Origin of the sequence: Blautia sp. An46 (genome assembly GCF_002161645.1) — a bacterium.
Classification (GTDB): domain Bacteria; phylum Bacillota; class Clostridia; order Lachnospirales; family Lachnospiraceae; genus Blautia; species Blautia ornithocaccae.
The window spans coordinates 30,690-54,636 of sequence record NZ_NFIF01000018.1; the positions used below are offsets into that span (position 1 = coordinate 30,690).

At 44.3% G+C, this 23,947-nt stretch carries 19 protein-coding genes; 13 read left to right on the forward strand and 6 right to left on the reverse strand.

What is annotated here, in order from left to right; all coding sequences use genetic code 11:
• Window positions 1–152 precede the first annotated feature (152 nt).
• A complete protein-coding gene (locus B5G00_RS13945) occupies window positions 153–1,376 on the reverse strand; it encodes a MalY/PatB family protein (RefSeq protein WP_087273756.1) in 1,224 nt (407 codons plus the stop codon).
• A gap of 121 nt (window positions 1,377–1,497) precedes the next feature.
• On the opposite strand from B5G00_RS13945, the gene B5G00_RS13950 reads away from it, so the two are divergent.
• Entirely contained in the window at window positions 1,498–2,136 is a 639-nt protein-coding gene (locus tag B5G00_RS13950; RefSeq protein ID WP_087273758.1) for a TetR/AcrR family transcriptional regulator, read from the forward strand.
• A gap of 178 nt (window positions 2,137–2,314) precedes the next feature.
• On the opposite strand, the gene lon is transcribed toward B5G00_RS13950, so the two are convergent.
• Window positions 2,315–4,585 (reverse strand): endopeptidase La, encoded by a 2,271-nt coding sequence (gene lon, locus B5G00_RS13955; RefSeq protein WP_087273760.1) that lies wholly within the window; start codon window positions 4,583–4,585, stop codon window positions 2,315–2,317.
• A 284-nt stretch (window positions 4,586–4,869) separates the two neighbouring features.
• Here lon and B5G00_RS13960 point away from each other — a divergent pair, with 284 nt between their 5' ends.
• From B5G00_RS13960 to B5G00_RS13980, 5 genes are all read left to right on the forward strand, one after another.
• Complete coding sequence (locus B5G00_RS13960) at window positions 4,870–6,660, forward strand: ABC-F family ATP-binding cassette domain-containing protein (RefSeq protein WP_087273871.1); 1,791 nt, start codon at window positions 4,870–4,872, stop codon at window positions 6,658–6,660.
• A gap of 291 nt (window positions 6,661–6,951) precedes the next feature.
• Window positions 6,952–7,770, forward strand: a complete 819-nt coding sequence (locus B5G00_RS13965; RefSeq protein WP_087273762.1) for a PRD domain-containing protein — start codon at window positions 6,952–6,954, stop codon at window positions 7,768–7,770.
• A gap of 90 nt (window positions 7,771–7,860) precedes the next feature.
• The gene (locus tag B5G00_RS13970) at window positions 7,861–8,118 is read left to right on the forward strand and encodes an HPr family phosphocarrier protein (RefSeq protein ID WP_087273764.1); all 258 of its coding nucleotides are present in this window, start codon (window positions 7,861–7,863) and stop codon (window positions 8,116–8,118) included.
• Between the two features lie 18 nt (window positions 8,119–8,136).
• On the forward strand, window positions 8,137–9,759 hold the full coding sequence (ptsP, locus tag B5G00_RS13975) for a phosphoenolpyruvate--protein phosphotransferase (RefSeq protein ID WP_087273766.1): 1,623 nt from the start codon (window positions 8,137–8,139) through the stop codon (window positions 9,757–9,759).
• 12 nt (window positions 9,760–9,771) lie between these two features.
• The gene (locus B5G00_RS13980; RefSeq protein WP_087273769.1) at window positions 9,772–10,047 is read left to right on the forward strand and encodes a PTS transporter subunit EIIB; all 276 of its coding nucleotides are present in this window, start codon (window positions 9,772–9,774) and stop codon (window positions 10,045–10,047) included.
• Between the two features lie 111 nt (window positions 10,048–10,158).
• On the opposite strand, the gene B5G00_RS13985 is transcribed toward B5G00_RS13980, so the two are convergent.
• The gene (locus B5G00_RS13985; protein ID WP_330396375.1) at window positions 10,159–11,415 is read right to left on the reverse strand and encodes a 6-phosphofructokinase; all 1,257 of its coding nucleotides are present in this window, start codon (window positions 11,413–11,415) and stop codon (window positions 10,159–10,161) included.
• Window positions 11,416–11,628: 213 nt separating this feature from the next.
• On the opposite strand from B5G00_RS13985, the gene fba reads away from it, so the two are divergent.
• Window positions 11,629–12,498 carry a class II fructose-1,6-bisphosphate aldolase gene (gene fba, locus B5G00_RS13990; protein ID WP_087273772.1) on the forward strand — a complete coding sequence of 290 codons (870 nt, stop codon included), beginning with the start codon at window positions 11,629–11,631 and terminating at the stop codon, window positions 12,496–12,498.
• A gap of 176 nt (window positions 12,499–12,674) precedes the next feature.
• Here fba and glgD read toward each other — a convergent pair whose 3' ends face one another.
• Entirely contained in the window at window positions 12,675–13,790 is a 1,116-nt protein-coding gene (gene glgD, locus B5G00_RS13995; RefSeq protein ID WP_087273774.1) for a glucose-1-phosphate adenylyltransferase subunit GlgD, read from the reverse strand.
• Window position 13,791: 1 nt separating this feature from the next.
• Window positions 13,792–14,931 (reverse strand): glucose-1-phosphate adenylyltransferase, encoded by a 1,140-nt coding sequence (locus B5G00_RS14000; protein WP_087273778.1) that lies wholly within the window; start codon window positions 14,929–14,931, stop codon window positions 13,792–13,794.
• 237 nt (window positions 14,932–15,168) lie between these two features.
• Here B5G00_RS14000 and B5G00_RS14005 point away from each other — a divergent pair, with 237 nt between their 5' ends.
• The 6 genes from B5G00_RS14005 to pdxR all read left to right on the forward strand — a co-directional run bounded on the left by B5G00_RS14005 (window position 15,169) and on the right by pdxR (window position 22,191).
• Complete coding sequence (locus B5G00_RS14005; RefSeq protein ID WP_087273875.1) at window positions 15,169–16,530, forward strand: alanine/glycine:cation symporter family protein; 1,362 nt, start codon at window positions 15,169–15,171, stop codon at window positions 16,528–16,530.
• A gap of 77 nt (window positions 16,531–16,607) precedes the next feature.
• Window positions 16,608–17,384 carry an SDR family oxidoreductase gene (locus B5G00_RS14010; protein ID WP_087273781.1) on the forward strand — a complete coding sequence of 259 codons (777 nt, stop codon included), beginning with the start codon at window positions 16,608–16,610 and terminating at the stop codon, window positions 17,382–17,384.
• A 331-nt stretch (window positions 17,385–17,715) separates the two neighbouring features.
• Window positions 17,716–18,450, forward strand: a complete 735-nt coding sequence (gene truA / locus B5G00_RS14015; RefSeq protein WP_087273783.1) for a tRNA pseudouridine(38-40) synthase TruA — start codon at window positions 17,716–17,718, stop codon at window positions 18,448–18,450.
• 50 nt (window positions 18,451–18,500) lie between these two features.
• Entirely contained in the window at window positions 18,501–18,947 is a 447-nt protein-coding gene (locus B5G00_RS14020) for a PaaI family thioesterase (RefSeq protein WP_242971369.1), read from the forward strand.
• Between the two features lie 135 nt (window positions 18,948–19,082).
• Window positions 19,083–20,780: a glutamine--tRNA ligase/YqeY domain fusion protein gene (locus B5G00_RS14025; protein WP_087273785.1), complete on the forward strand. Its 1,698-nt coding sequence runs from the start codon at window positions 19,083–19,085 to the stop codon at window positions 20,778–20,780.
• Between the two features lie 4 nt (window positions 20,781–20,784).
• On the forward strand, window positions 20,785–22,191 hold the full coding sequence (pdxR, locus tag B5G00_RS14030) for a MocR-like pyridoxine biosynthesis transcription factor PdxR (RefSeq protein WP_087273787.1): 1,407 nt from the start codon (window positions 20,785–20,787) through the stop codon (window positions 22,189–22,191).
• Between the two features lie 66 nt (window positions 22,192–22,257).
• Here the strand turns inward: pdxR and B5G00_RS14035 are convergent, their stop codons facing one another.
• A complete protein-coding gene (locus B5G00_RS14035) occupies window positions 22,258–23,847 on the reverse strand; it encodes a potassium/proton antiporter (protein WP_087273788.1) in 1,590 nt (529 codons plus the stop codon).
• Between the last annotated feature and the right edge of the window lie 100 nt (window positions 23,848–23,947).

The following is a 23,947-nucleotide window of genomic DNA, read 5'->3' on the forward strand; positions in this document are numbered from 1 at the left end:
GCGCCGGGGCCTTTCAGAGGATGCAGCCGCCGGTATTCGGGGTGATCGCCAATCATATCAGCACAGCTCTTCTGCCGCTGTATCTGCTGCTGATCCTGGTGCTCATGATATTCGCATATGAGAAAATGCTGAAGAAAGTAAAATAACTGTATTCAGGCGTTAAATACATATTTATCCAGCCGTTCCATAGCCTCTTTAACAAGGCTGTGGGGCAGGGCCAGATTCATACGGATAGAGCAGGGACCGTGGAAAGGCCTGCCGTCCTGCCAGATAACACCCACCTGGATCCCGGCGGCTTCCAGCTCATCCAGGGTCTTTCCATGTTCCTGGCACCATCTGGTGCAGTCCAGGAAGAGCATATAGGTTCCTTCCGGTCTGGACAGTTCTACACCGGAAAAATGGGTGGTGATATAGTCATAAGCATAGTTTACATTGTCTGTCAGTACCTGGCAGAGCTGATCCACCCATTCATAGCCTTCCGGCTTGTAGGCGCCGATCAGGGCATGCATGCTCAGTACATTCATGCTGTTGTAGTGAGAAAGAGAGGATTCTTTCTCCATACGGTCACGGATCCATTTGTTATAGACAATATGATAGCTTCCCACAAGGCCCGCCAGATTAAAGGTTTTGCTGGGAGCGTAGAATGCGGCGGTGCGCATCTTTGCGTCCTGGCTGACGGATTGGGTGGGAATATGTTTGTGTCCATCCAGGATCAGGTCAGACCAGATCTCGTCAGAAACCACATAGACATCATATTTCTGGAAAAGGGCCATGGCTTTTTCCAGTTCCCAGCGTTCCCACACCCGTCCGCAGGGATTGTGGGGAGAACAGAAAACAGCGGCATGGATGTTTTCTGTAGCCAGTTTCTCCTCCATATCTTCAAAATCCATACGCCAGATGCCTTTTTCATCACGTTTTAAAGGACTCAAAACCATATCGTAGCCGTTATTTTTCAGACTGCCGGTAAAACCTATGTAGGTGGGAGAGTGAAGGAGTACCTTGTCTCCTTTGGAACAGAATACGTTCAGAGCAGAGACTACTCCGCCCAGAACCCCGTTTTCATAACCGATACATTCACTGGTAAGACCGGTGACCCCATTTCTGGTCTGCTGCCACCGGATAATGGAGTCATAATATTCCTGAGAGGGAGAAAAATAGCCGAAAGCCGGATGTTCCGCCCTCTGGATCAGGGCTTCCTGTACGGTGGGAACCGTAGGAAAATTCATGTCTGCCACCCACATGGGGATCACAGAAAAGCCTTTTTTGATTTCAACATTTTCTACTCCCAGCATACCGCCTTCCAGAGCAGTTTCTACATCTAAAGCTATGGCGTCTTTGCCTTTCCGGTCCATGATTGTGGTAAAGTCGTATTTCATGTCAAAAAACCTCCTATTATTCTCTTCCTATGATACAATCTGCAGGCAAAAAATTCAAGGCTTTGCCATAGCGTATACTTCGTGGTATACTAGCCTTGAATTCTAAGGAGGCATGTTTTTTATGAAGTGTCAAAAGGTGAAAAAAGAATCCCTGGCGGCAGCCCGGCAGCAGGAGATCATACGGGCCTGTGAGGAGCTGTATGAGACTATGGAATACGAGGATATCAGCATTAAAGAAATTGCGAAATCCACCTCCATCTGCCGTTCTAATATATACAACTATTATCAGACAAAGGACGAGATCTTTCTGGATATCCTGGAGAAAGATTATCTTTCCTGGACAGAAGACATCAGGGAGGCTATGGACCGGGAGGAACAGCCGGGACGGGAAGCCTACTGCAGGAATATTGCCGGGACGGCGGCTCTTCATCCCAGGCTGCTGAAACTGATGGCAGTCCATTATATCACTATAGAGAAGAACTGCTCTCTGGAAAAGCTGACGGCTTTTAAGCATGCCATACATCCTTTCCAGGAGACCATGGAAGAAGTGCTTACCCGGTATTTTCCCAAAGCACCCAGAGAGAAGATCCAGAATTTTATCTTTCTCCTTCTGTCTTTAGTCCAGGGGATCTATTCCATGACCAGCCTTTGTGAGAAGCAGGTAAAGGCCATGCAGGAGGTAAATCCGGATTACCGGATGCCGGATTTTACTTCAGCCCTCTATCAGGCTCTTTATATCCTTACCTCAGACTTGCTGTAAAAAACCCAATTCTTATTGTCAGGAATACAGGAAAAGCTGCCAGTATACCCTTTGCCAAATAACTGGGCCAATCCCGCAGAATGCTTTTTGCCCCGCGCAATCGGGAAAGCAGACAAGGGATTTGGCGCAGTTGTTTGCAAAAGGATATACTGGCAGCTTTTTTAAGTTCATGCAGTCTTTAATCTTTCAGTACCTGGTCTAACACATCGGTAACTTTCTTTACCGGGATGATCTCCAGTTTTTCTTTGACTTCCTCAGCCACATCTTCCAGATCCTCAATATTGTCATAAGGGATAAATACCTTCTGGATACCGGCTCTCTGGGCAGCCATGAGTTTTTCAGGAAGTCCTCCGATAGGCATGACACCGCCACGGAGAGAAACCTCACCGGTCATGGCATATTCTGTTCCCACAGCCTTTCCTGTTACCAGAGAGGCCAGGGCGGTTACCAGAGTAATACCTGCAGATGGTCCGTCTTTCGGCACAGCTCCCGCAGGAACGTGAATGTGAAGATCCCGTTTCTCCAGGATCTCTGTTTCTTTGGGAAACAGAGATTTTACCAGAGTCAGGGCAATCTGGACAGACTCTTTCATTACATCTCCAAGCTGTCCGGTGATGAGGAGATTTCCTTTTCCTTCCATCAGCTTGCTTTCGATAAAGAGGATCTCGCCGCCTGCGGTGGTCCAGGCAAGGCCTGTAACTACACCCGGCTCTTTTTCCTCCAGACGGGTCTCATGACGCATACGCTGATGTCCCAGGTATTCCGGCAGGTTTTCTTTAGTAACCGTTAAAGTTTCCTGTTCTTTCTTCACCAGCTTTACAGCAGCGTTCCGGCACAGGATGTCGATGAGTTTTTTCAGGCTCCGGACCCCTGCTTCCCCGGTATATTCTTCGATCATTTTGTGCAGAGCGCTGTCGGTAACCTCCAGATTTTCTTCTTTAATACCCATAGTTTCCAGAGCCTTTGGCAGAAGATGGCGTTTGGCGATCTGGAATTTTTCCAGAGATGTGTAGCCTGGAAAGGAAATTACTTCCATACGGTTCAGCAGAGGCTCTGGAATGGTGTCTGTGGTATTGGCAGTGCAGACAAACAGAACATTGGACAGATCATAAGGAACGTTCATGTAATGATCGGTAAAGCTGTTGTTCTGTTCCGGATCCAGAACTTCCAGAAGAGCGCTGGCAGGATCGCCGCTGTAGTCTCTGGCCAGTTTATCCACTTCATCCAGGACCATAACAGGATTGGAAGCTCCACTGCGCTTCATGCCTTCCATGATACGTCCGGGCATAGCCCCTACATAAGTACGCCGGTGTCCCCGGATCTCTGCTTCATCCCGGACACCTCCCAGACTGATCCGGACATATTTTCGTCCCAGAGCCTTGGCGATACTCTGGCCGATGCTGGTTTTTCCGGTGCCGGGAGCTCCTACAAAGAGCAGGATAGAACCGGACTGTTTTTTGTTCAGGGCCATTACTGCAAGCTGCTGGATGATCCTCTCTTTGACTTTCTTCAGTCCATAGTGGTCTTCATCCAGGATGGCCTCAGCTTCTTTCAGGTCAATAGAAGGCATTTTCGGAGTCTTCCAGGAAAGGCTGGTGACAAAATCCAGATAATCATAGAGCAGGCCGTATTCATGGCTTTCCTTGCCTTCCTGCTTCATACGGTTTAAGACTTTTTCTGCTTCCTGCTTTGCTTCTTTGTTCATGCCGGAACGGGCGATCTTTTTTTCAAACTTCCGTACATCGGAGACATTTTCCGGATGCATATCGTCCAGTTCCCGCTGGAGATATTCAATCTGTTTTTTGATAGCCGCCTCCCGGTAAAGCTGTTCCTGATCATCCTTCTGAGCGGAAGAGGCTTCCTGGGAAACCTTGGACATTTCTATAAATTCATAGATGGCATTCTCAATGAGGCCATCCCTTTCCTTCCTAGAATCTGCCGCCAGGATCTTATATTTTTCTTCTGTACTGAGATTCAGATAATCTGTGAGAGAGCAGGCCAGATCGTGAAGGTTTTTCCTTTGCAGGATATAACTTCTGGCCCAGACGCCCCATTGATACCCCTGGACAAATTTCAGAAGAGCTCCCCGGAGTTTTGAAAAAAGTTCCGCCTCTTCCTCATCAGAGATATCGCTGATCTCTCCCCGGATAGAAGCGGTAGCTGTGATATGATTATCTGCAACTTCAATATCGGAGATATCCACCCGCTCCAGTGTGCGGATCTGCACATTTTCCGAATCGTCGATCCCTTCTACCCGGGCAGAAATGCCAATGGGATAGAAATCCCCGGCAGTCAGCTCATTCCCGGCTTTGTCGTCTTTCAGCAGCATAAAGAGCACATCGTCATCTTTTTTCATAGGTTCTGTACACCAGTCGTTGAAAAAATCCTTCTTGAAATAGTAGGAAACATCGGGAAGTAAAAGTATATTATGAACAGGTCTTACAATCATAAGAAATCCTCCTTTTATCAGCAGTCTGTTTAAACGAGTGCTAAAGCTTGATTTTAAAATATAGCGAATAATAAATGAATTATCCGCTTTCCCGTTTAAAACCTACAACAGTTTCCTGGCACAGTACAAATTCTGACACTGTGTCATTGGTTATACAATAGCATGCACAAAAGAGAATGTCAATATACTTTGCAAAAAAAATGAAAAATAAAGTAGACGGAAAAGAGAAAATCCGATATGATATTTTCTATCGGGCAGCTTTGCTCTGCAAAGGAGAATATTCGATGAACATTATTAACATAGAACATATTGATAAGATATTTGGAGATAAAGTGATTTTTCATGACGCTTCTCTGGGAATCCAGCAGGGGGATAAGATCGGCATTATAGGGATCAATGGTACAGGAAAGTCTACTTTATTAAAGATCATTGCCGGAGAAGAGGAACCGGATACGGGAGAGGTGATATACCAGAACGGTCTGAAGACCCTGTATCTGCCTCAGAATCCGGAATTCCCTGGCGAGGGGACATTGGAGTCTTATGCTCTGAAGGGAGATCCTCAGATAGACTGGCAGGTACAGAGCTATCTGAATATACTGGGATTTACGGATCTGGACATTCCTTTGTCAGCTCTTTCCGGAGGACAGAAAAGAAAGGCGGCTATGGCCAGGACTCTGTCCCAGGAATTTGACGTACTCCTTTTAGATGAGCCAACTAACCATCTGGACTTTGAAATGACAGCCTGGCTGGAGGATTACCTGAGAAATATGAACAAAACGCTTCTCATGGTAACTCATGACCGTTACTTCCTGGACCGGACGGTGAATAAGATCCTGGAAGTCAGCCATGGCAGTCTTTATGAATACCAGTCAGACTATTCTGGATTTCTGGAATTGAAGGCCCAGAGAGAAGAGATGGAGCTGGCATCTGAGAGGAAACGTCAGAGTATTCTGCGTATAGAAACTGAATGGGCCAAGAGAGGCTGCAGAGCCAGAAGCACTAAGCAGAGAGCCAGACTTCAGAGACTGGAAGAATTAAAAAAGGGAAGAGGACCGGTAAAAGAACAGAATGTGGAACTGGAGAACCAGGCTGTGCGGATGGGAAAGAAGACCTTAGAACTTTCTCATATCAGCAAAAGCTATGGTGAAAAGAAACTGATAGAAGATTTCAGCTATATTTTTCTGAAAAATCAGCGAGTAGGATTCATAGGACCTAATGGCTGCGGAAAGTCTACCTTAATGAAGATTATTGCAGGGCTCCTTGGGGCGGATTCTGGAACTGTAGAAAAGGGAGAGACTGTGAAAATCGGCTACTTTGCCCAGGAAGAGCAGGAAATGGACCCTTCTCAGAGAGTTATTGATTATGTAAAAGACATAGGAGAATATTTCAAGACCGGCGAAGGAAGGATCAGTGCTTCTCAGATGCTGGAACGCTTTCTCTTTACTCCGGATATGCAGTACGCCCCTATTGGCAAGCTTTCAGGAGGAGAGAAAAGGAGACTGTACCTGTTGGGGGTACTGGCAGGAGAGATTAATGTGCTGATCATGGATGAAGCAGGAAATAACCTGGATATTCCAACCATGACTATTCTGGAAGATTATCTGCTGTCCTTTCAGGGAATTGTCATTACCGTATCTCATGACCGCTATTTTCTGGATAATGTGGCAGACCGTATCTTTGAATTTGACGGTCAGGGTCATCTGACCCAGTACGAAGGAGGCTATACCGATTATCTGGTGGCAAAGAAAAGCAGGGACCAGGGAAAGAAAGGACCGGAGCAGACCCAGCCTAAAAAAGAGAGCAGCCGGGACTGGAAAGGGCAGCGGCCTGTAAAGCTGAAATTTTCTTTTAAAGAACAAAGAGAATATGAAACTATCGACCAGGATATTGCAGCACTGGAGGATAAAATAGAAAAGCTGGATGCGGAAATCCTGGCTAATGCCACCAATTCGGCAAAGCTCAATGAACTGATGAAAGAAAAAGAAGATACAGAAGCCGCCCTGGAAGAAAAAATGGATCGGTGGGTCTATCTTACGGAACTTGCGGAGCAGATAGAAGCTGAAAAAAATAAGTAAAAGGCAGCTAATGTAAAAAATGCACAAAAACAAAGGGAAATATTAGTAAAAAAATACAGCTTGACGGTGGGGAACACTTTAGTATATAGTTACTATCAGCAGAACAAAATAGAAGGAACAATATATTGATAGTGTGTTACTGGTAAGCAGGCATAAACTATCCGGTATATTCACTTGAAGAGAGTCAGAAGCTGAGACGTTTTTGGCTGCTACAGTGATAGGCGGATATGTTTGTGCTTTTCTTTTTGTCAGTAAAAAGAAGATATAAAGAAAAACAAGGGATTCTTGAAAATGTATCAGATTATCAAAGTATTAAATAATAATGCGATTCTGGCCTATCATAACGAAAATGAGCGGATACTGCTGGGTAAGGGAATCGGGTTCGGAAAGAAGCAGGGAGAACGTTTTGATAAGATTCAGGGCGCGAAAGTTTACGCTTTGGAAGCAGGAGAGAAGCGAAGCTCTGCTGTAAATGCAGTGAATGTCATAGAGCCGGTGTATCTGGAGGCAGTAGGACGGATCATTGACGAGGCGGAAATGATTTTTGACTCCATTAACAGAGGAATTCTTCTTCCCCTGGCAGATCATATTGCTTTTGCGGTGAAAAGAGAGCAGGAGGAGAATATCTACATACCCAATCCTTTTATACCGGATATTAAACTGCTCTTCGATAAAGAATACGGGGTGGCTTTAAAAGGCAGAGAGATCATTGAAGAAATGACCGGATGCCGGATTTCCGATGATGAAGTAGGATTTATAGCCCTCTATATCCATTCAGGACTTTCTAATGAACATGTGTCGGAGACTTTGAAGACAACCAGGATCATTGATGAGACTATAAAGATTATTGAGAATCAGATGGGGAAGAAGCTGGAGACAGAGTCCCTGTCCTGCATCCGTCTGATCAGCCATCTCTATTATATGCTGGTCCGGACGAGAACCGGAGAAGGAGTCAATATTAATCTGAATGACTTTATGGAGGCCAATTATCCCCGGGCAAATGAGACTGCCCGAATGGTATGTGAATATATGGAAGAGGCAATGGGGAAACCTATTGCAAAGGAAGAAATCGGCTTCCTGGCCGTACACATACAGAGAGCGGCTGTGTGAGGTAAATATCCCATAGAAATATGGGCTATTGCGTATCGCCTAAGGCGAAGCGCAGATATATATAAACCAATATGAAGGGAGATTTTTAAAATGAAAAACTTTGAGTACACAATTAAGGACGAACTGGGAATCCATGCAAGACCTGCAGGAATGCTTGTAAAAGAGGCTAAGAAATATCAGAGCAAGATTACCATTACAAAAGAAGGAAAAACAGCAGAGGCTTCTAAGCTTATGGCGGTTATGTCTTTAGGTGTAAAGTGCGGACAGACCGTACAGATTGCTGTAGAAGGTGCAGACGAAGAAGCAGCTGCAGCTGGTATCCAGGCTTTCTTTGAAGCAAATCTGTAAGACTAAGGGGTAGTGAATATGGAACGTCTGAAAGGCAAATCAGTTTATAAGGGAATTGCCCTTGGAAAGATTTCTGTCCTGAAGAAAAATGACTATGTAGTAAAGCGCGTAAAGGTGGAAAATTCTGAGGCAGAGATTGAAAGAGTGGCCCAGGCAAGGGAAAAAGCAAAAGAACAGCTTCAGAAGCTGTATGATAAAGCTGTGAAAGAAGTGGGAGAAGCCAGTGCGGCAATCTTTGAAGTACATCAGATGATGCTGGATGATGATGACTATAATGAGTCTATCGAAAATATCATCCGCACCCAGGAGGTCAATGCCGAATACGCTGTAGCAACTACAGGGGACAACTTCTCTCAGATGTTTGCCAGCATGGACGATGATTATATGAAAGCCCGTGCAGCAGATGTGAAGGACATTTCCGAACGTCTGGTGAGAAATCTTTACGGCGGAGACGGCGGAGATATGGAATTTGACCAGCCGGTGATTATTGTGGCTGATGATCTGTCTCCAAGTGAGACCGTTCAGATGGACAAAGAAAAAATCCTGGCCTTTGTTACTGTTCATGGCTCTACCAATTCCCATACAGCCATTCTGGCCCGTATGATGAACATTCCGGCTCTCATCGGCGTAGACATGGATCTGGAAAAACTGAAATCCGGTATGGAGGCTGTGGTAGATGGCTTCGCAGCAGAAGTAATCTTTAATCCTGACGAAGAAGTGAGGATGGATGCCAGAAAGCGTATTCAGGAAGAAGAAGAAAAGAGCAGGCTCTTATTAGAGTTAAAAGGCAAGGAAAACATTACTCAGAGCGGCCATAAAATCAACATTTATGCCAATATCGGCAGTGTTGGAGATATGGGATATGTACTGGAAAACGATGCAGGAGGTATTGGTCTGTTCAGAAGTGAATTCCTGTATATCGGCAGAAATGAACTGCCGAGTGAGGAAGAACAGTTCCAGGTTTATAAGCAGGTAGCCCAGACTATGGCCGGCAAAAAAGTAATCATCCGTACACTGGATATTGGCGCTGACAAGCAGGCTGATTATCTGGGACTGGGCAAGGAAGACAACCCTGCCCTTGGATATAGAGCTATCCGTATCTGTCTTACTCAGCCAGAGATTTTTAAGACTCAGTTAAGAGCTCTTTTCCGGGCAGCAGTATATGGAAATATTTCCATTATGTACCCTATGATTACGTCTGTGGAAGAGGTTCTGGAGATTAAAAAGATCGTCAAAGAGGTAAAGGATGAGCTGGAAGCAGAAGGAACCCCTTATAAGAGTGATGTAGAAGAAGGCATTATGATCGAGACTCCTGCTTCTGTTATGATCAGCGATGATCTGGCAAAAGAAGTGGATTTCTTCAGCATCGGAACCAACGATCTGACCCAGTATACCCTGGCCATTGACCGTCAGAATGAGAAGCTGGACAGATTTTATAATCCTCATCACAAAGCCATTCTGAGAATGATCCAGACTGTGGTGGACAATGCCCACAAGGAAGGAAAATGGGCAGGAATCTGTGGAGAGCTGGGAGCTGATACCGAGCTTACGGAGACCTTTGTGAAGATGGGAATTGATGAGCTTTCTGTTGCGCCTTCTATGATTCTAAAGCTTAGAAAGATTGTCAGAGACATGCCGTGAAAGTGAGCGGTTATGAGAGAAAAAAGAATTTCTAAAGAGATAGATTTCAAAGAAATGGCCCAGGCTTTTCTGGAAGGAGCGGGAGGACGTGAAAATATTATCAGCTGCTATAATTGTATTACCCGACTCCGTCTGAAGGTGAAAGAACACACTGCTGTAGATGAAGAAAAAATAAAAGATTCAGGAGCGGCAGCAGTGTTCTGGCCAGAGGCTGATCTGCTCCATATTGTCCTTGGTCCTCAGGTTTTTGATGTGGCCAGAGAGATGAAAAAGCTTATGGAAAAATAAAAAGCTGTGTTTTAAACAGTAAATAAAAAGGAATATTCTCCTGTCTGATGCTAAGATGCACAAGACGGAGAATATTCCTTTTTTCATAAGTAATATATCAGAGAAAACGGTTTATTTCCGGTATACAAAATCTGGAAGTCCGTCAGTACCCAGGGGTACTTCTACAGTTCCCTGGATAAGAGGAAGGGCATAGGTAATGAAATCCTGAGTGATGTCAGAACCATCTTCAGAAATCCATTCCAGAGGAACGGTTTTTTCCTTGTTGCAGATTAAATTTACGTCTTCAAGGCCGAGGCGCATACGGTAAGGAACATTGCTGTCTCTTACATAAGAAACCATTTTCCCAGTTTCTCCCTTCAGTGCACAGCGGACGCCGAACTGTCCTGCGGCCACTGCCTCCTGCTGATCAGCAGCGGACATCATAGCAGATGAGCAGCGCTGGCTTACATTCAGTTCTACAGAACGGGCCTTTACTCCCAGACGGCTGCGAACCAGATTTTCCAGATATTTTCCACAGCCTGCAAGCATTTTGTGACCGAAAGAATCAGTGCCCACAGAGTTGTCATATTCGCAGATAAAGGTGCCTTTTTCGTCATGGATCCCTTCGGAAACGCAAACGATCACATTTGGATTTTTCTCAAAACACTCCTGAACTTTTGAGAGGAATGCCTCCTGGTCGAAAGCAGTTTCAGGAAGATAGATAAGAAGCGGATTATCTCCTGTATATTTCCTTGCAAGAGCACCTGCAGCAGTGAGCCAGCCAGCATGACGTCCCATGATCTCTACGATAGTTACAGATTTTGTCTCATATACATTGGCATCGGTGACGATTTCTCTTACTGTGGAGGCCACATATCTGGCAGCGCTTCCAAAACCTGGAGTATGGTCTGTAAGGACCAGATCATTATCAATTGTTTTGGGCTCGCCGATTACCCGGATCGGGCTGTTTATCTTCTCTGCATAACGGGAAAGCTTGCTTACCGTATCCATAGAATCGTTGCCTCCGATATAGAAGAAATATCCGATATCCAGTTCCTCAAATTTCTGAAAAAGATGTGGATATACCGGGTCGTTCAGATCTTCCGGAAGCTTATAACGGCAGGAGCCAAGATATGCTCCAGGAGTGGTTTTTAACTTCTCCAGATCATTTCCTTTGAAAACTTCCTGAAAATCCAGAACCCTTCCTGCCAGGAACCCTTCGATTCCGTTTACCATTCCATATACATGTCCTATAGAGTCCTGGAGAAGGCCTTCAGATACTACACCATAAAGGCTGCTGTTGATTACCGCAGTGGGGCCGCCGGACTGACCTACGATTAAATTTTTTCTGTTCAATGTTTCAATTTGTATGGGCAGAAATCTGACCATACCCTCCTTTCCTGGATTCTTTCCCATAAAAGGGACTGTCGTATTTGACTGTTTTTCTGGGACTTATTATAGCATGGTTTTGGTGAAATTGCATTAAGAAATACTTGCCTGAAAGGGAAAATGTGATATAATAATTGTAGGTTTTCTAAGGGCTGACTTATCCAGTCCTGTGAAAGAGGGAACTTTAGAAAAATTATATGGAGGTCTTTAATTATGTTAGTATCAGCAGCAGAAATGTTAAAGAAAGCGAAAGCAGGACATTATGCAGTAGGTCAGTTCAATATCAATAACCTGGAGTGGACAAAGGCGGCTCTTCTTACAGCTGAAGAATGCAAGTCTCCTATTATCCTGGGCGTTTCTGAAGGCGCTGGAAAATATATGTGCGGTTTCAAAACTGTAGCAGATATGGTAAAAGCTATGATCGAAGAACTGAACATCACTGTACCGGTAGCTCTTCACTTAGACCACGGTACATATGACGGATGCTACAAATGTATCAAAGCAGGATTTTCATCCATCATGTTCGATGGTTCTCACTATCCAATCGAGGAAAATGTTGAGAAAACAAAAGAGCTGGCAGGTGTCTGCAAAGGCCTTGGACTTTCTCTGGAAGCTGAAGTCGGTTCTATCGGCGGAGAGGAAGACGGCGTTGTAGGTATGGGCGAGTGTGCAGATCCTGAAGAATGCAAGATGATTGCTGATCTGGGTGTAGATATGCTGGCAGCAGGTATCGGCAACATCCATGGAAAATATCCGGAAAACTGGGCAGGCCTTCGCTTTGACGTGCTGGATAATATCCAGAAACTGACAGGTGAGATGCCTCTGGTACTTCACGGCGGTACAGGAATTCCGGCAGATATGATCCGTAAAGCTATTGACTTAGGCGTATCTAAGATCAATGTAAATACAGAATGCCAGTTATCTTTTGCAGCAGCTACAAGAAAATACATCGAAGAAGGTAAAGATAACCAGGGTAAAGGATATGACCCACGTAAATTATTAAAACCGGGCTTTGACGCAATCTGCGAGACAATCAAAGAGAAAATGGAACTCTTCGGTTCTGTGGGAAAAGCATTTGAATAAGAAAAACAGAAAATAAATATAATGGGAAGGGAGTTGCCGTTTTTGATATGGCAGCTCCCTTTCTATTACGTAGAAGCACTTTTGACTTATTTAGAAGAAAAGAGGGCGGCAATACTTACACATTATATGAAGTACCACCGCCCTTATGACTATAACAATTTTATACCATACCGATTCTATAAGGTATCATTTCTCTTGACATAACCTGGTCTGTCAGGGGAAGAGATAATCTCCTTTACATGAATCAGCTTAGCATGCTTATCTACTACCTGATTCTCTACATAAACATCTTTTCCGATTACAGAATCAGGAAGGATTACGCTGTTCTTAACTACAGCACCTTCTTTGATCACACAGCCTCTTCCGATTACGGAATTTTCTACAGTACCTTCAATGAGGCAGCCGTTGGAAACAACAGAGTTTTTCACGCTGGCGCTTTCAAAATACTGAGTCGGACAGGAATCGTTAGTCCTGGTGTAAATGGGCCATTCATCACTGAAAAGACTCTGGCAGGCTTTCATATCTATGAGAGAGATATTAGCATCATAATAGCTCTTAAAGTCAGAAATTGAAGCAAAATATCCACGATGAGCTACTCCACGGATATCTAATTCGCTGCAGGAATCATTTACAATATCAGACAGCGTATACATAGAAGAAAGTTTATGAGCTTTTTCTACCAGCTCAATAAACAGTTCTTTTTTTATTACATAGGTTTCCATGAAGATGTTACGATTCTTCGCATTTCCGTGATTAGGCTCCATGGAAAGAACGCCTTTCTGCTTGTTCAGGTTCAGGATATTGCAGTTCAGGAAAGATTCCTTTGCATTGTCCACAGAATGATATAAAAGAGTAATGTCTGCACCGGATTCAATATGTGATTCCAGAAGCTGGCTGTAATCCATAGCATAGATCATATAACTGGGAGCAATCACTACATAAGGTTCACTGGCCTGTTCAATAAACTCCATATTTTCGATAAAGGCAGCAATGTCATTGTTGTAGATATCATTGTCCATACCGTTTTCAGAGTAGAGAAGATGAAGTTTTCCTCTCTTAGAGTTGATATTATAATGACGTCCGGTTCCCAGATGCTCGGTCAAAGAACGAGGTTTTCTGCGGATATATACCTGAATACGGTCAATGCCGCTGTCGCTCATATTGGAAATCGGGAAGTCGATTACCCGGTAGCGTCCCAGGAAAGAAAATGCTCCTACAGGACGGTAGGTCTGCATGCCCTCTATATGTACATTCCTTCCGGCAAAATTTACGATTCCTAATGCCTTACTCATATTATTCCTCCCCCTTTACACGTTTTGCAATGAGTTCGATATGCTCGCTGTCAGCACTGCCTACCTTGGCATTTTTGCCGATATGTACGCCGTCTGCCACAATAACTCTCTGCACCACAGCGCCTTCTTCTACCACAGCGCCTGGCATGATCACACTGTCAATAACCTTAGCGCCAGTTCCAATCTTGGTATCTGTAAATAATACAGAGTTTTCTACAGTACCATCGATAATACAGCCCTGGGTGATAAATGCGCGTTTAATTTCTGCATTGGGACCGATATAATGGGGAAGACTATCAGAATCTTCGGTGTAGATCTTCCAGGAAGAATCGCTTAAATCCAGAGGATTGTTTTTGTCCAGCAAGTCCATATTGGCCTCCCAAAGAGAATCAATGGTTCCTACGTCTTTCCAATATCCTTTGAATTTGTAAGCGTAAAGTGTCTTGCCTTCATTGAGCATAACAGGAATGATATCTTTACCGAAATCATGGTGAGAATCCGGATTCTTCATATCTGCAGTTAAAAGTTTTCTCAGAGGTTTCCAAGTAAAGATATAGATACCCATGGAAGCCAGGTTGCTCTTTGGATGTTCAGGTTTTTCCTCGAATTCTACAATCTTTCCTGTCTCATCTGTATTCATGATACCGAAGCGGCTGGCTTCTTTCATTGGAACTTCAATTACAGCGATGGTAGCGTCTGCATTCTGCTCTTTATGTGCAGCAAGCATTTTTGCGTAGTTCATTTTATAAATGTGATCTCCGGAAAGGATTAAGACATATTCCGGATCAAAGCTGTCGATAAAGTCGATATTCTGAGAAATAGCATCTGCGGTTCCTCTGTATACGTCTAAATCTACATCTGCCTTTTCACGGGGAGCAAGTACGTAAACTCCGCTGTTTTTGGCATCCAGTCCCCAGCGTCCGCCGGCAGCTACATAGCTGTTTAACTGAATGGACTCGTACTGTGTCAGTACGCCTACATTGTCGATTCCACTGTTGGCGCAGTTACTCAGTGGAAAATCAATGATACGGTATTTTCCGCCGTAGGATACGGCAGGCTTTGCAACTTTTTTTGTCAGCTCATGCAGACGTGTGCCACGACCACCGGCCAGTATCATTGCCAACATATTGTTTTGTTTCATAATGAACCCTCTCTTTCTTAAGATAACAATAGACACAGCAGGGTAAGCTGCTCTTTATTGTTTCACTGTCATATATTATACAATTAATCACTGTTTTTTTCCACAATTTTGAGCAAAAAAACACAAAAATTATGAAAAAAACTTTAAATCATTATAGGGATAATGGCTAAAAACCTGGTGAACACATTTTTTACCGGGAACTTGCATAAATTTTACAAAAAAACAGGTAAAAAATCCATGGAAGAGTTCATTCACGGGCTTCAGCATCTGGTGTGGGGACCAGGGATGCTGGTGTTCTTTTTGGGAACGGGAATTCGTTTTACTCTTCGCTCGCGATTCTTTCAGATAAGAAAAATACATATCTGGATGAGAATGACTATTGGCGCTTTACTAAATAGAAAAGATGTGAGAAGAACAGACAAAGAACATTCCATTTCCCAGTTCCAGTCTTTCTGTACAGCACTGGCAGCTACTCTTGGAACGGGAAATATTACAGGAGTGGCTACTGCATTGATTTTCGGGGGACCAGGGGCGATTTTCTGGATGTGGGTCTCAGCATTTTTCGGAATGATGACCAACTATGCGGAAAACTATCTGGGAATCCGGTATCGATATAAAGACCAGAAGGGACAATGGATAGGCGGTGCCATGGTCTATATGGAGAGAGGATTAAACTCCAGGCTTTTGGCAGTACTCTTTGCAGTATGCTGTCTTGTGGCCTCTTTGGGGATGGGAAATATGGTTCAGGGGAATTCCATGGCAAAGGGCTTAGAGACTGCTTTTGGCATTCCCCCTTTTTTGACCGGCACCCTTTGTATGATCTTGCTGGCCCTGGTGGTCACTGGCGGGGTAAAACGGGTGGCTGCTCTTACAGAAAAGCTGGTTCCCCTTATGGCAGGAATTTATTTTCTGGGAGCGCTGGCAGTGCTGGCCGTAAATTGGAGAGCAGTTCCCCAGGCAGTGGAAATGATATTCACCCAGGCTTTTCAGATGAAAGCAGGACTGGGCGGAGCAGCAGGATACACTGTGAAACAGGCTGTCCGAATGGGAGTAGCCAGAGGGATTTTCTCTAATGAGGCAGGCCTGGGGTCTTCGGTAATGGCCCATGTTCAGTCTGACGTAAAGGAACCGGAGATACAGGGAATGTGGGGAATGCTGGAGGTATTTATCGATACAATGGTTGGCTGTACAGTTACTGCTTTGGTAATCCTTACAAGCGGCGTATACCAGCCGGAACTATATCTGGAACAGATGGGCCGGGGAATAGAAACAGTGGATGGCACCACGCTGACTGGTCAGGCTTTTGCTTCGGTAATCCCATGGGGAGAGCAGTTTCTGGCAGCGGCTACGGCATTATTTGCTTTTGCCACTATTGCAGGCTGGTCCTATTTCGGAGAGCAGACTGCGGCATATCTGGGAAAAGAAAAAGGCGCTTCTGTCTATCGATATGTCTATATCCTCATTACACTTCCCGGCTGTATTTTGGCGCCAAGCCTGATCTGGGAGCTGTCAGATGCCTTTAATGGTATGATGGCCCTGCCTAACCTGGTGGCTTTGTTTTTCCTGGGAAAACAGGTGAAGTTTTGGAAGGAAGAATAAAAAGATTGCACAGAAATTTCCCACAGTATATAATCAAAGTATGCAAAATCAGACAATAAGTTAAAAGGAGAGAACTTATGGGAATTTTAGAAAAAATGAGACTGGACGGGAAAGTATCTTTTGTTACAGGGGGAGCAAGGGGCATTGGAAAGGCTATTGCCCAGGCTTTGGCAGAGGCGGGAAGTGACCTGGCTCTGGTAGATATTGATATGGAAGAGGCGGCAAAAACTGCTGGTGAGATTGAAAAAAATACAGGGGTGAAGGCCATTGCTATCCAGGCAGATGTGACAAAGCCGGAAGAAGTAGATGCAATGATAAGAAGAATTATGGAAGAATTCGGGCATCTGGATGCGGCCTTCTGCAATGCAGGAATCTGTATGAACATTCCGGCGGAGGAGATGACTTATGAACAGTGGAAAAAGGTTCTAGATATTAATCTTACAGGAGTCTTTCTCACTTCCCAGGCAGCGGCCAAAGTTATGCTGAAACAGGGAAAGGGCTCTATTATTAATACGGCCTCTATGTCTGCTCATATCGTGAATGTGCCCCAGCCCCAGTGCTCTTATAATGCATCTAAGGCAGGAGTTATCCAGCTTACAAAATCAATGGCTGTGGAGTTTGCGAAAAGAGGCGTCCGAGTAAACAGCATCAGTCCGGGATATATGGCTACAGAGCTGACTTTGAATTCGGAAAGCCTGAAACCTCTCATAGAGAAATGGAATCATATGGCGCCTATGGGACGTATGGGAAAACCGGAAGAGCTCCAGTCAATAGCTGTATATCTGGCGGGAGATACCAGTTCCTTTACTACAGGAGCGGATTTTGTTATAGATGGGGCATTTACCTGCTTCTAAAATTCAAAATATATAAGCAGATATGGACTGGATGGGGCTGTCGCATTAGTCATATGTCAGGAATATTTATACATTTTATGCGAATTTGTCGAGCATAGCTTTGAGACCATAGGCTCAAAGCGGCACAGACTGAGCAATAAAATGTATAAATATTCTCGATTTTGATTAATGCGACAGCTCCATTTTACGTACGGATGTTCATTTGTGGTTTTTAGTATTTACACTGAGGCTGCCAGATTATATAATGAAACAGATAAATATCAGGATATAATATGTACAAAGGCCTTTGAAAAAGAGGCAGAGCCAGAGAAGTGAAAAGAAGGACGGAAATATGAACTATCGATTTGACATACAGTACGACGGGACCAGATATGGAGGCTGGCAGAGACAGAAAACCACAGAAAACACTATTCAGGGGAAAATCGAGGAGGTTCTTTCCAGGATGACAGGAAATCCTGTGCAGATACAGGGAGCAGGAAGGACTGATGCAGGGGTACATGCCCTGGGCCAGGTAGCCAATGGACATTTGGATACACCCATGAGCTGTGAGGAAATCTGTGAATATATGAATCATTATCTTCCGGAGGACATTGAAATCCTCCAGGTGTGCCAGGTTTCCGACAGGTTTCACAGCCGTCTTAATGCTAAAGAAAAATTGTATCGTTACCGTATAGGAACAGGCAGCCATAAAAATGTATTTGAAAGAAAATATCTCTGTCCCCTTCATGAAACTTACAATGTAAAAGCCATGGAACAGGCTGCCGTGTATCTTACAGGTACCCATGATTTTAAAAGTTTCTGCTCTAATAAAAAGATGAAAAAGTCCACAGTCAGGACTCTTTATGAAATCCGGCTTACCCAGCTTCCAAATGAGCTGCAGATTGATTACCGGGGAGAGGGATTTCTCTATAATATGGTGCGGATCCTGACCGGAACCCTCATCGAAGTAGGAAGAGGAGACCGGAAACCAGAGGAGATTCCGGGTATATTGGAGGGAAGAGACCGAGGACTGGCAGGCTTTACGGCACCGGCCAGAGGACTGACACTGGTAGAAGTCAGATATTAAAGAAAATGGGTTTAGAGCCATAAATTCGGCAGACAGAAAGGCGGTTAAAAATGGAAGAAACCATGCAGGAACAAATGGAGAGGGAAATCCGGGAGAGTATGGACAAACTGTACCCTAAAGACCCGGATCATTTATACAGCAAAATGCAGATTGAGTTTTACAGCTGCAGTTATGAAAAGAAGAGTGTGACACTCCGTTTTCCTATCCAGAGATGGGAATTGAACCATATGAGTACGGTCCACGGAGGAATTATTGCCGCTGCCATGGATACCACCTGTGGAACTGCAGTCCGCAGTGTCACAGGCAAAACTATGATCCCCACCATAAATCTGAACATTAATTATATTTCCCCGGGAATGGCTGGAGATGCCATGCTGGTAACGGCCCGGGCAGACCGGGCGGGCAGACGGATCTGTAATATCAGCGCTCAGTGCAAGTCAGAAAAAACGGGAAAGCTGATTGCTACGGCTGCGGCAAATTTTATGATCGCAGAATAAAAAATGGGGCAAAGCCTTTGAAAAATGGAAAATTTATGATACTATATCAGATGTTGACGGATCCCGGCAGTCTGTAAGAAGGCCGGCAGCATTTGAAAGAATTGAAAGAGAAGTCCGCAAGGATAAATACCATAGATGGAGGAGAATAAATTGGAAAAAGAGACAGTAAAGGAAACCGTTTCCAAAAACTTTATTGAACAGATCATAGAGAAAGATCTGGCTGAGGGAAAATATGAGGAGATCTGTACCAGATTCCCTCCGGAGCCTAACGGCTACCTGCATATCGGTCACGCAAAATCTATATTATTAAATTACGGACTGGCAAAGAAATATAACGGAAAGTTTAACCTTCGTTTTGACGACACCAACCCTACCAAAGAGAAGACAGAGTTTGTGGATTCCATCAAAGCAGATGTGAAATGGCTGGGAGCTGACTGGGAAGACAGGCTTTATTTTGCTTCTGATTATTTTGACCAGATGTATGAGGCTGCTATAAAACTGATAAAAAAAGGCAAAGCTTTTGTCTGTGATCTCAGCCCTGAGGAAATCCGGGAATACAGAGGTACCCTCACAGAGCCAGGAAAGGAAAGTCCTTACCGGAACAGAAGCGTTGAGGAAAATCTGGATTTGTTTGAGAAAATGAAAAATGGGGAGTTTCCTGACGGCAGCCACGTGCTCAGAGCAAAAATTGACATGGCCTCTCCCAACATTAATATGAGAGACCCGATCATTTATCGGGTAGCCCATATGACTCACCATAATACCGGGGACAAATGGTGTATCTATCCTATGTATGATTTTGCCCATCCTATAGAAGATGCTATTGAGGGAGTGACCCATTCTATCTGTACCCTGGAATTTGAGGATCACAGACCTCTTTATGACTGGGTGGTAAGAGAACTGGAATATCCCCATCCTCCGAAACAGATTGAATTTGCAAAACTGTATCTCACCAATGTGGTAACAGGAAAGAGATATATTAAGAAGCTGGTAGAAGACGGAACAGTAGACGGATGGGACGACCCCAGACTGGTGTCTATTGCTGCTCTCAGAAGAAGGGGATTTACTCCGGAATCTATCCAGAAATTTGTAGAGCTCTGCGGTGTTTCCAAGGCAAACAGCTCTGTAGATTACGCTATGCTGGAGTATTGTATCCGGGAGGACCTGAAGATGAAAGCCCCACGTATGATGGCAGTACTGGATCCAGTGAAACTGGTCATCGATAATTATCCGGAAGGAGAAATTGAGTATCTGGAAGTTCCAAATAACATGGAAAATCCGGAGCTGGGTGTAAGACAGGTGCCTTTTGGAAGAGAGCTTTATATTGAGAGAGAAGACTTCATGGAAGAGCCGGTAAAGAAATACAGACGTCTCTATCCGGGAAATGAAGTAAGACTGATGAATGCCTACTTTGTTACCTGTACAAGCTGTGAAAAGGATGAAGAAGGGAATATCACAGTGATCCACTGTACGTATGATCCTGCATCCAAAGGGGGAAATTCTCCTGACGGAAGAAAGGTAAAAGGTACTATTCACTGGGTATGCGCATCTACAGCAGTAAAGGTACAGTGCCGTCTCTATGAGAATATCGTAGATGAAGAAAAAGGTGTATACAATAAAGAGGACGGAAGCCTGAATGTAAATCCAAATTCTCTTACTGTAGTGGAAGAAGCCTATGTGGAGCCGGAACTGGGAAAGGCAGGAGCTTATGACCGCTATCAGTTTGTGCGGAACGGATTTTTCTGCGGAGACTGCCATGATACCAAACCGGGAGCACCGGTGTTTAACCGTATTGTATCCCTGAAGAGCTCTTTTAAGCTTCCTGAGAAATAAGAAGATGAATGATTTGCTGATTCCTCTGAAAGAGGACAGCCGGTTTCCTATGTACCGGCAGATTTATGATCATATAAAAAATGAAATACAAAAGGGAAAGATGAAGGCAGGAGAAAAACTGCCTTCTTCCCGCATTTTGGCGAAAAATCTCTGCATTAGCAGAAGCACTGTGGATATGGCTTATGACCAGCTGCTGGCAGAGGGATATATAGAATCTGTTCCCTGTAAAGGCTACTATGTGTGCCAGATGGAAGGCATTTATTTCGACAGAAAGAAAAAGGAATTTCCAGAAGTAAATTCTGGACAAAAGCCTTCCGATACTGTTTACAGGTGGGACTTTGCGCTGAATGGTATTGCACCGGGAGGATTTCCCCATAATATCTGGCGGAAACTGTCCAGGGAGGTCCTTTCACAGGAAGGAGACAGTCTTTTTCAGCTGGGAGACCCTTGTGGAGAACCTGGGATCCGACAGGCGGTGGCAGAATATCTTCATAGTGCCAGAGGTGTAGACTGCGACCCAGGTCAGATTATTATAGGGGCAGGAAATGACTATCTTCTTATGCTCCTCTGGGTGATACTGGGGAAAAATCGGAAGATTGCTATGGAAAATCCAACTTATCTGAGCGCCTACTACGATTTCCTTCATATGGGCAGCCACATTTTGCCGGTAGGACAGGATGAACAGGGAATCCGTATAGAGGAGCTGGAAAAAACAGAGGCGGATACGGTTTATGTAATGCCCTCCCATCAATTTCCCATGGGAATGGTCATGCCCCTGAAGCGGAGGACGGAGCTCCTGAAATGGGCCGGAGCCAGGGAGGGAAGATATATTATCGAGGACGATTATGACAGTGAATTCCGCTATAAAGGCCAGCCCATCCCGGCTCTTTCCGGATTTGACCAGAAAGGCTGTGTGATCTATCTGGGGACCTTTTCCAAATCTCTGGCGCCCTCTGTCAGAGTCAGTTATATGGTCCTTCCCCGGGAGCTGATGAACACGTATCTGTCTTTGGAACATCTTTTTTCCGTAACTGTATCCAGAACAGACCAGAAGATTTTGGAATTGTTTCTCAGAGAAGGATACTATGAGAGACATTTAAATCGTATGCGGGCTGTTTATAAAAATAAACATGATCTTATGGTAAAATGCCTGAAAGACATGTCCCATATATGCACTTTTTCCGGAGAAAATGCAGGAGTTCATCTGCTGGTGGAATTCTGTAACGGGCTGACAGAACAAGAAGCTGTTTTCCGGGCAAAAGAATCTGGAATTAAGGTTTATGGAGTGTCTGAATATCGGATACAAAAGACGTCAAAAGAGGAAAATATGGTTCTATTGGGCTATGCTACTTTGAGAGAAGAAGATATTGAAAAGGCCATGAAAAGCCTAAAAAAGATATGGGAAAACTAAAACAGAAAAGAAGCTGCGCATTTTGTATGTAAGGAATATTTACACATAAAATGCGGCAGCTTCTTTTTAAAATCTTGCAGTAACGATGATATCACCCTCCCGGAGTACATCTTTCCCTTCAGGAATAATAGAAGTTCCGTCTCTTAAAATAAGAACAATAAGACAGCCTGCAGGAATAGAAATTTTCCTCAGAGGCTTGTTCAGCCATGGATGATTTGGACGGATGACATTTTCATAGAGAGACAGGTTTTTTCTGTCTTCAAACTCAGGGGCAGCCACCACCAGAAGATCCCCCGGCAGGATTTCTGTATTTCCGTTTGGAACAATGCTCTCTGTACCACGAACAATCATGACGATCAGCAGTCCGGAAGGAAAAGAGGCATCTTTTACCAGACAGTGAGACAGACGGTCACCTTCTTTTACGGAAATCTTTATGAAACTTACGTCTGTGGATTCCTGATAGTCATTAAAAGTCCGTTCCACATTTCCGTGGAGATCGATCATCTGCAGTTTTTCGGATACCCAGGGAAGAAGGGTTCCCTGTATAGCAATAGACATCAGGACAATACAGAAGACCAGGTTAAAAATATTGTATTTCATTGGTACATCATTAAGCACTACCAGAATGGAAAACACAATGGAAGCAACACCTCGAAGTCCGGACCAGGCGGTGACGCCAATCTGCCGAAAAGATGACCGGAAAGGCGCCAGGATGAGAAGGACGCTTAAGGGCCTTCCCATCAGAGTAAGGAAAACCATAATGAGAATGGCGGGGATCAGTACCGGTCCTAACTGAGCAGGTGTGACCAGAAGTCCCAGAAGGAAAAATATGATCATCTGAGAAATCCCTGTGATGGTGTCGAAAAAGTGGACCAGATATTTTTTATCAGGTATGTAATAATTTCCCATTAAAATACCGCTTAAATATACACTGAGATAGCCATTTCCTCCCAGAAGAGAAGGAAGAGCGTAAGCAGTAAGCGCTACGGCAAACACAAAGATTGTCCGGCCTTGTTCCATCTCAAAATTAAAGTGGCGAAGCAGCAGGATACCAATCCAGCCGATGAGAAATCCCCCTGCCAGACCGAAAAAGATCTGCTGAAACAGCATAAGAGGAACTGAGATTTTTTCACCTGTTATAACAGAGATCAGAACCAGAGTCAGCATATAGGAAATCGGGTCGTTGGAGCCGGATTCTACCTCTAAAAGAGAAGCTGTATTGTCTTTTAGAGCCAGGCTTTGGGAACGGAGTATGTTAAAGACTGAGGCCGCATCTGTGGAAGCGATCACGCTTCCGATAAGGATACTTTCCGTCCAGGATAGACGGAGAACGAAATGTATAAAAGCTCCGGTAAAGCCGGCGGTAAGAATAACCCCCAGGGTAGATAAACAGAGAGATTTTCCCAGAACAGGCCTGGCGGAAGCAATATTGGTGCCAAAGCCTCCATAGAACATAATGAATATCAAACAGATAGTACAGATACTCTCGGACACAGAATAGTCATCAAACTGTATTCCAATGGGACCGTTTGCTCCGAAAAACATGCCTAATCCTATAAAAATCAGAAGGGAAGGAACAGGAAGATTTTCAGCAAAACGTCCTAAAAGGATACAGATCATAATTACAATTCCAACTAACAGTAATACTTCATTCAAAAGCATTCCTCCTTTACAAAAAAAGGGAGATTTATGGTGAAACAGCAGGAAAATAATCGAAGTCTTATCTGCGTGTTTTACCACAAAACTCCCAAAAACT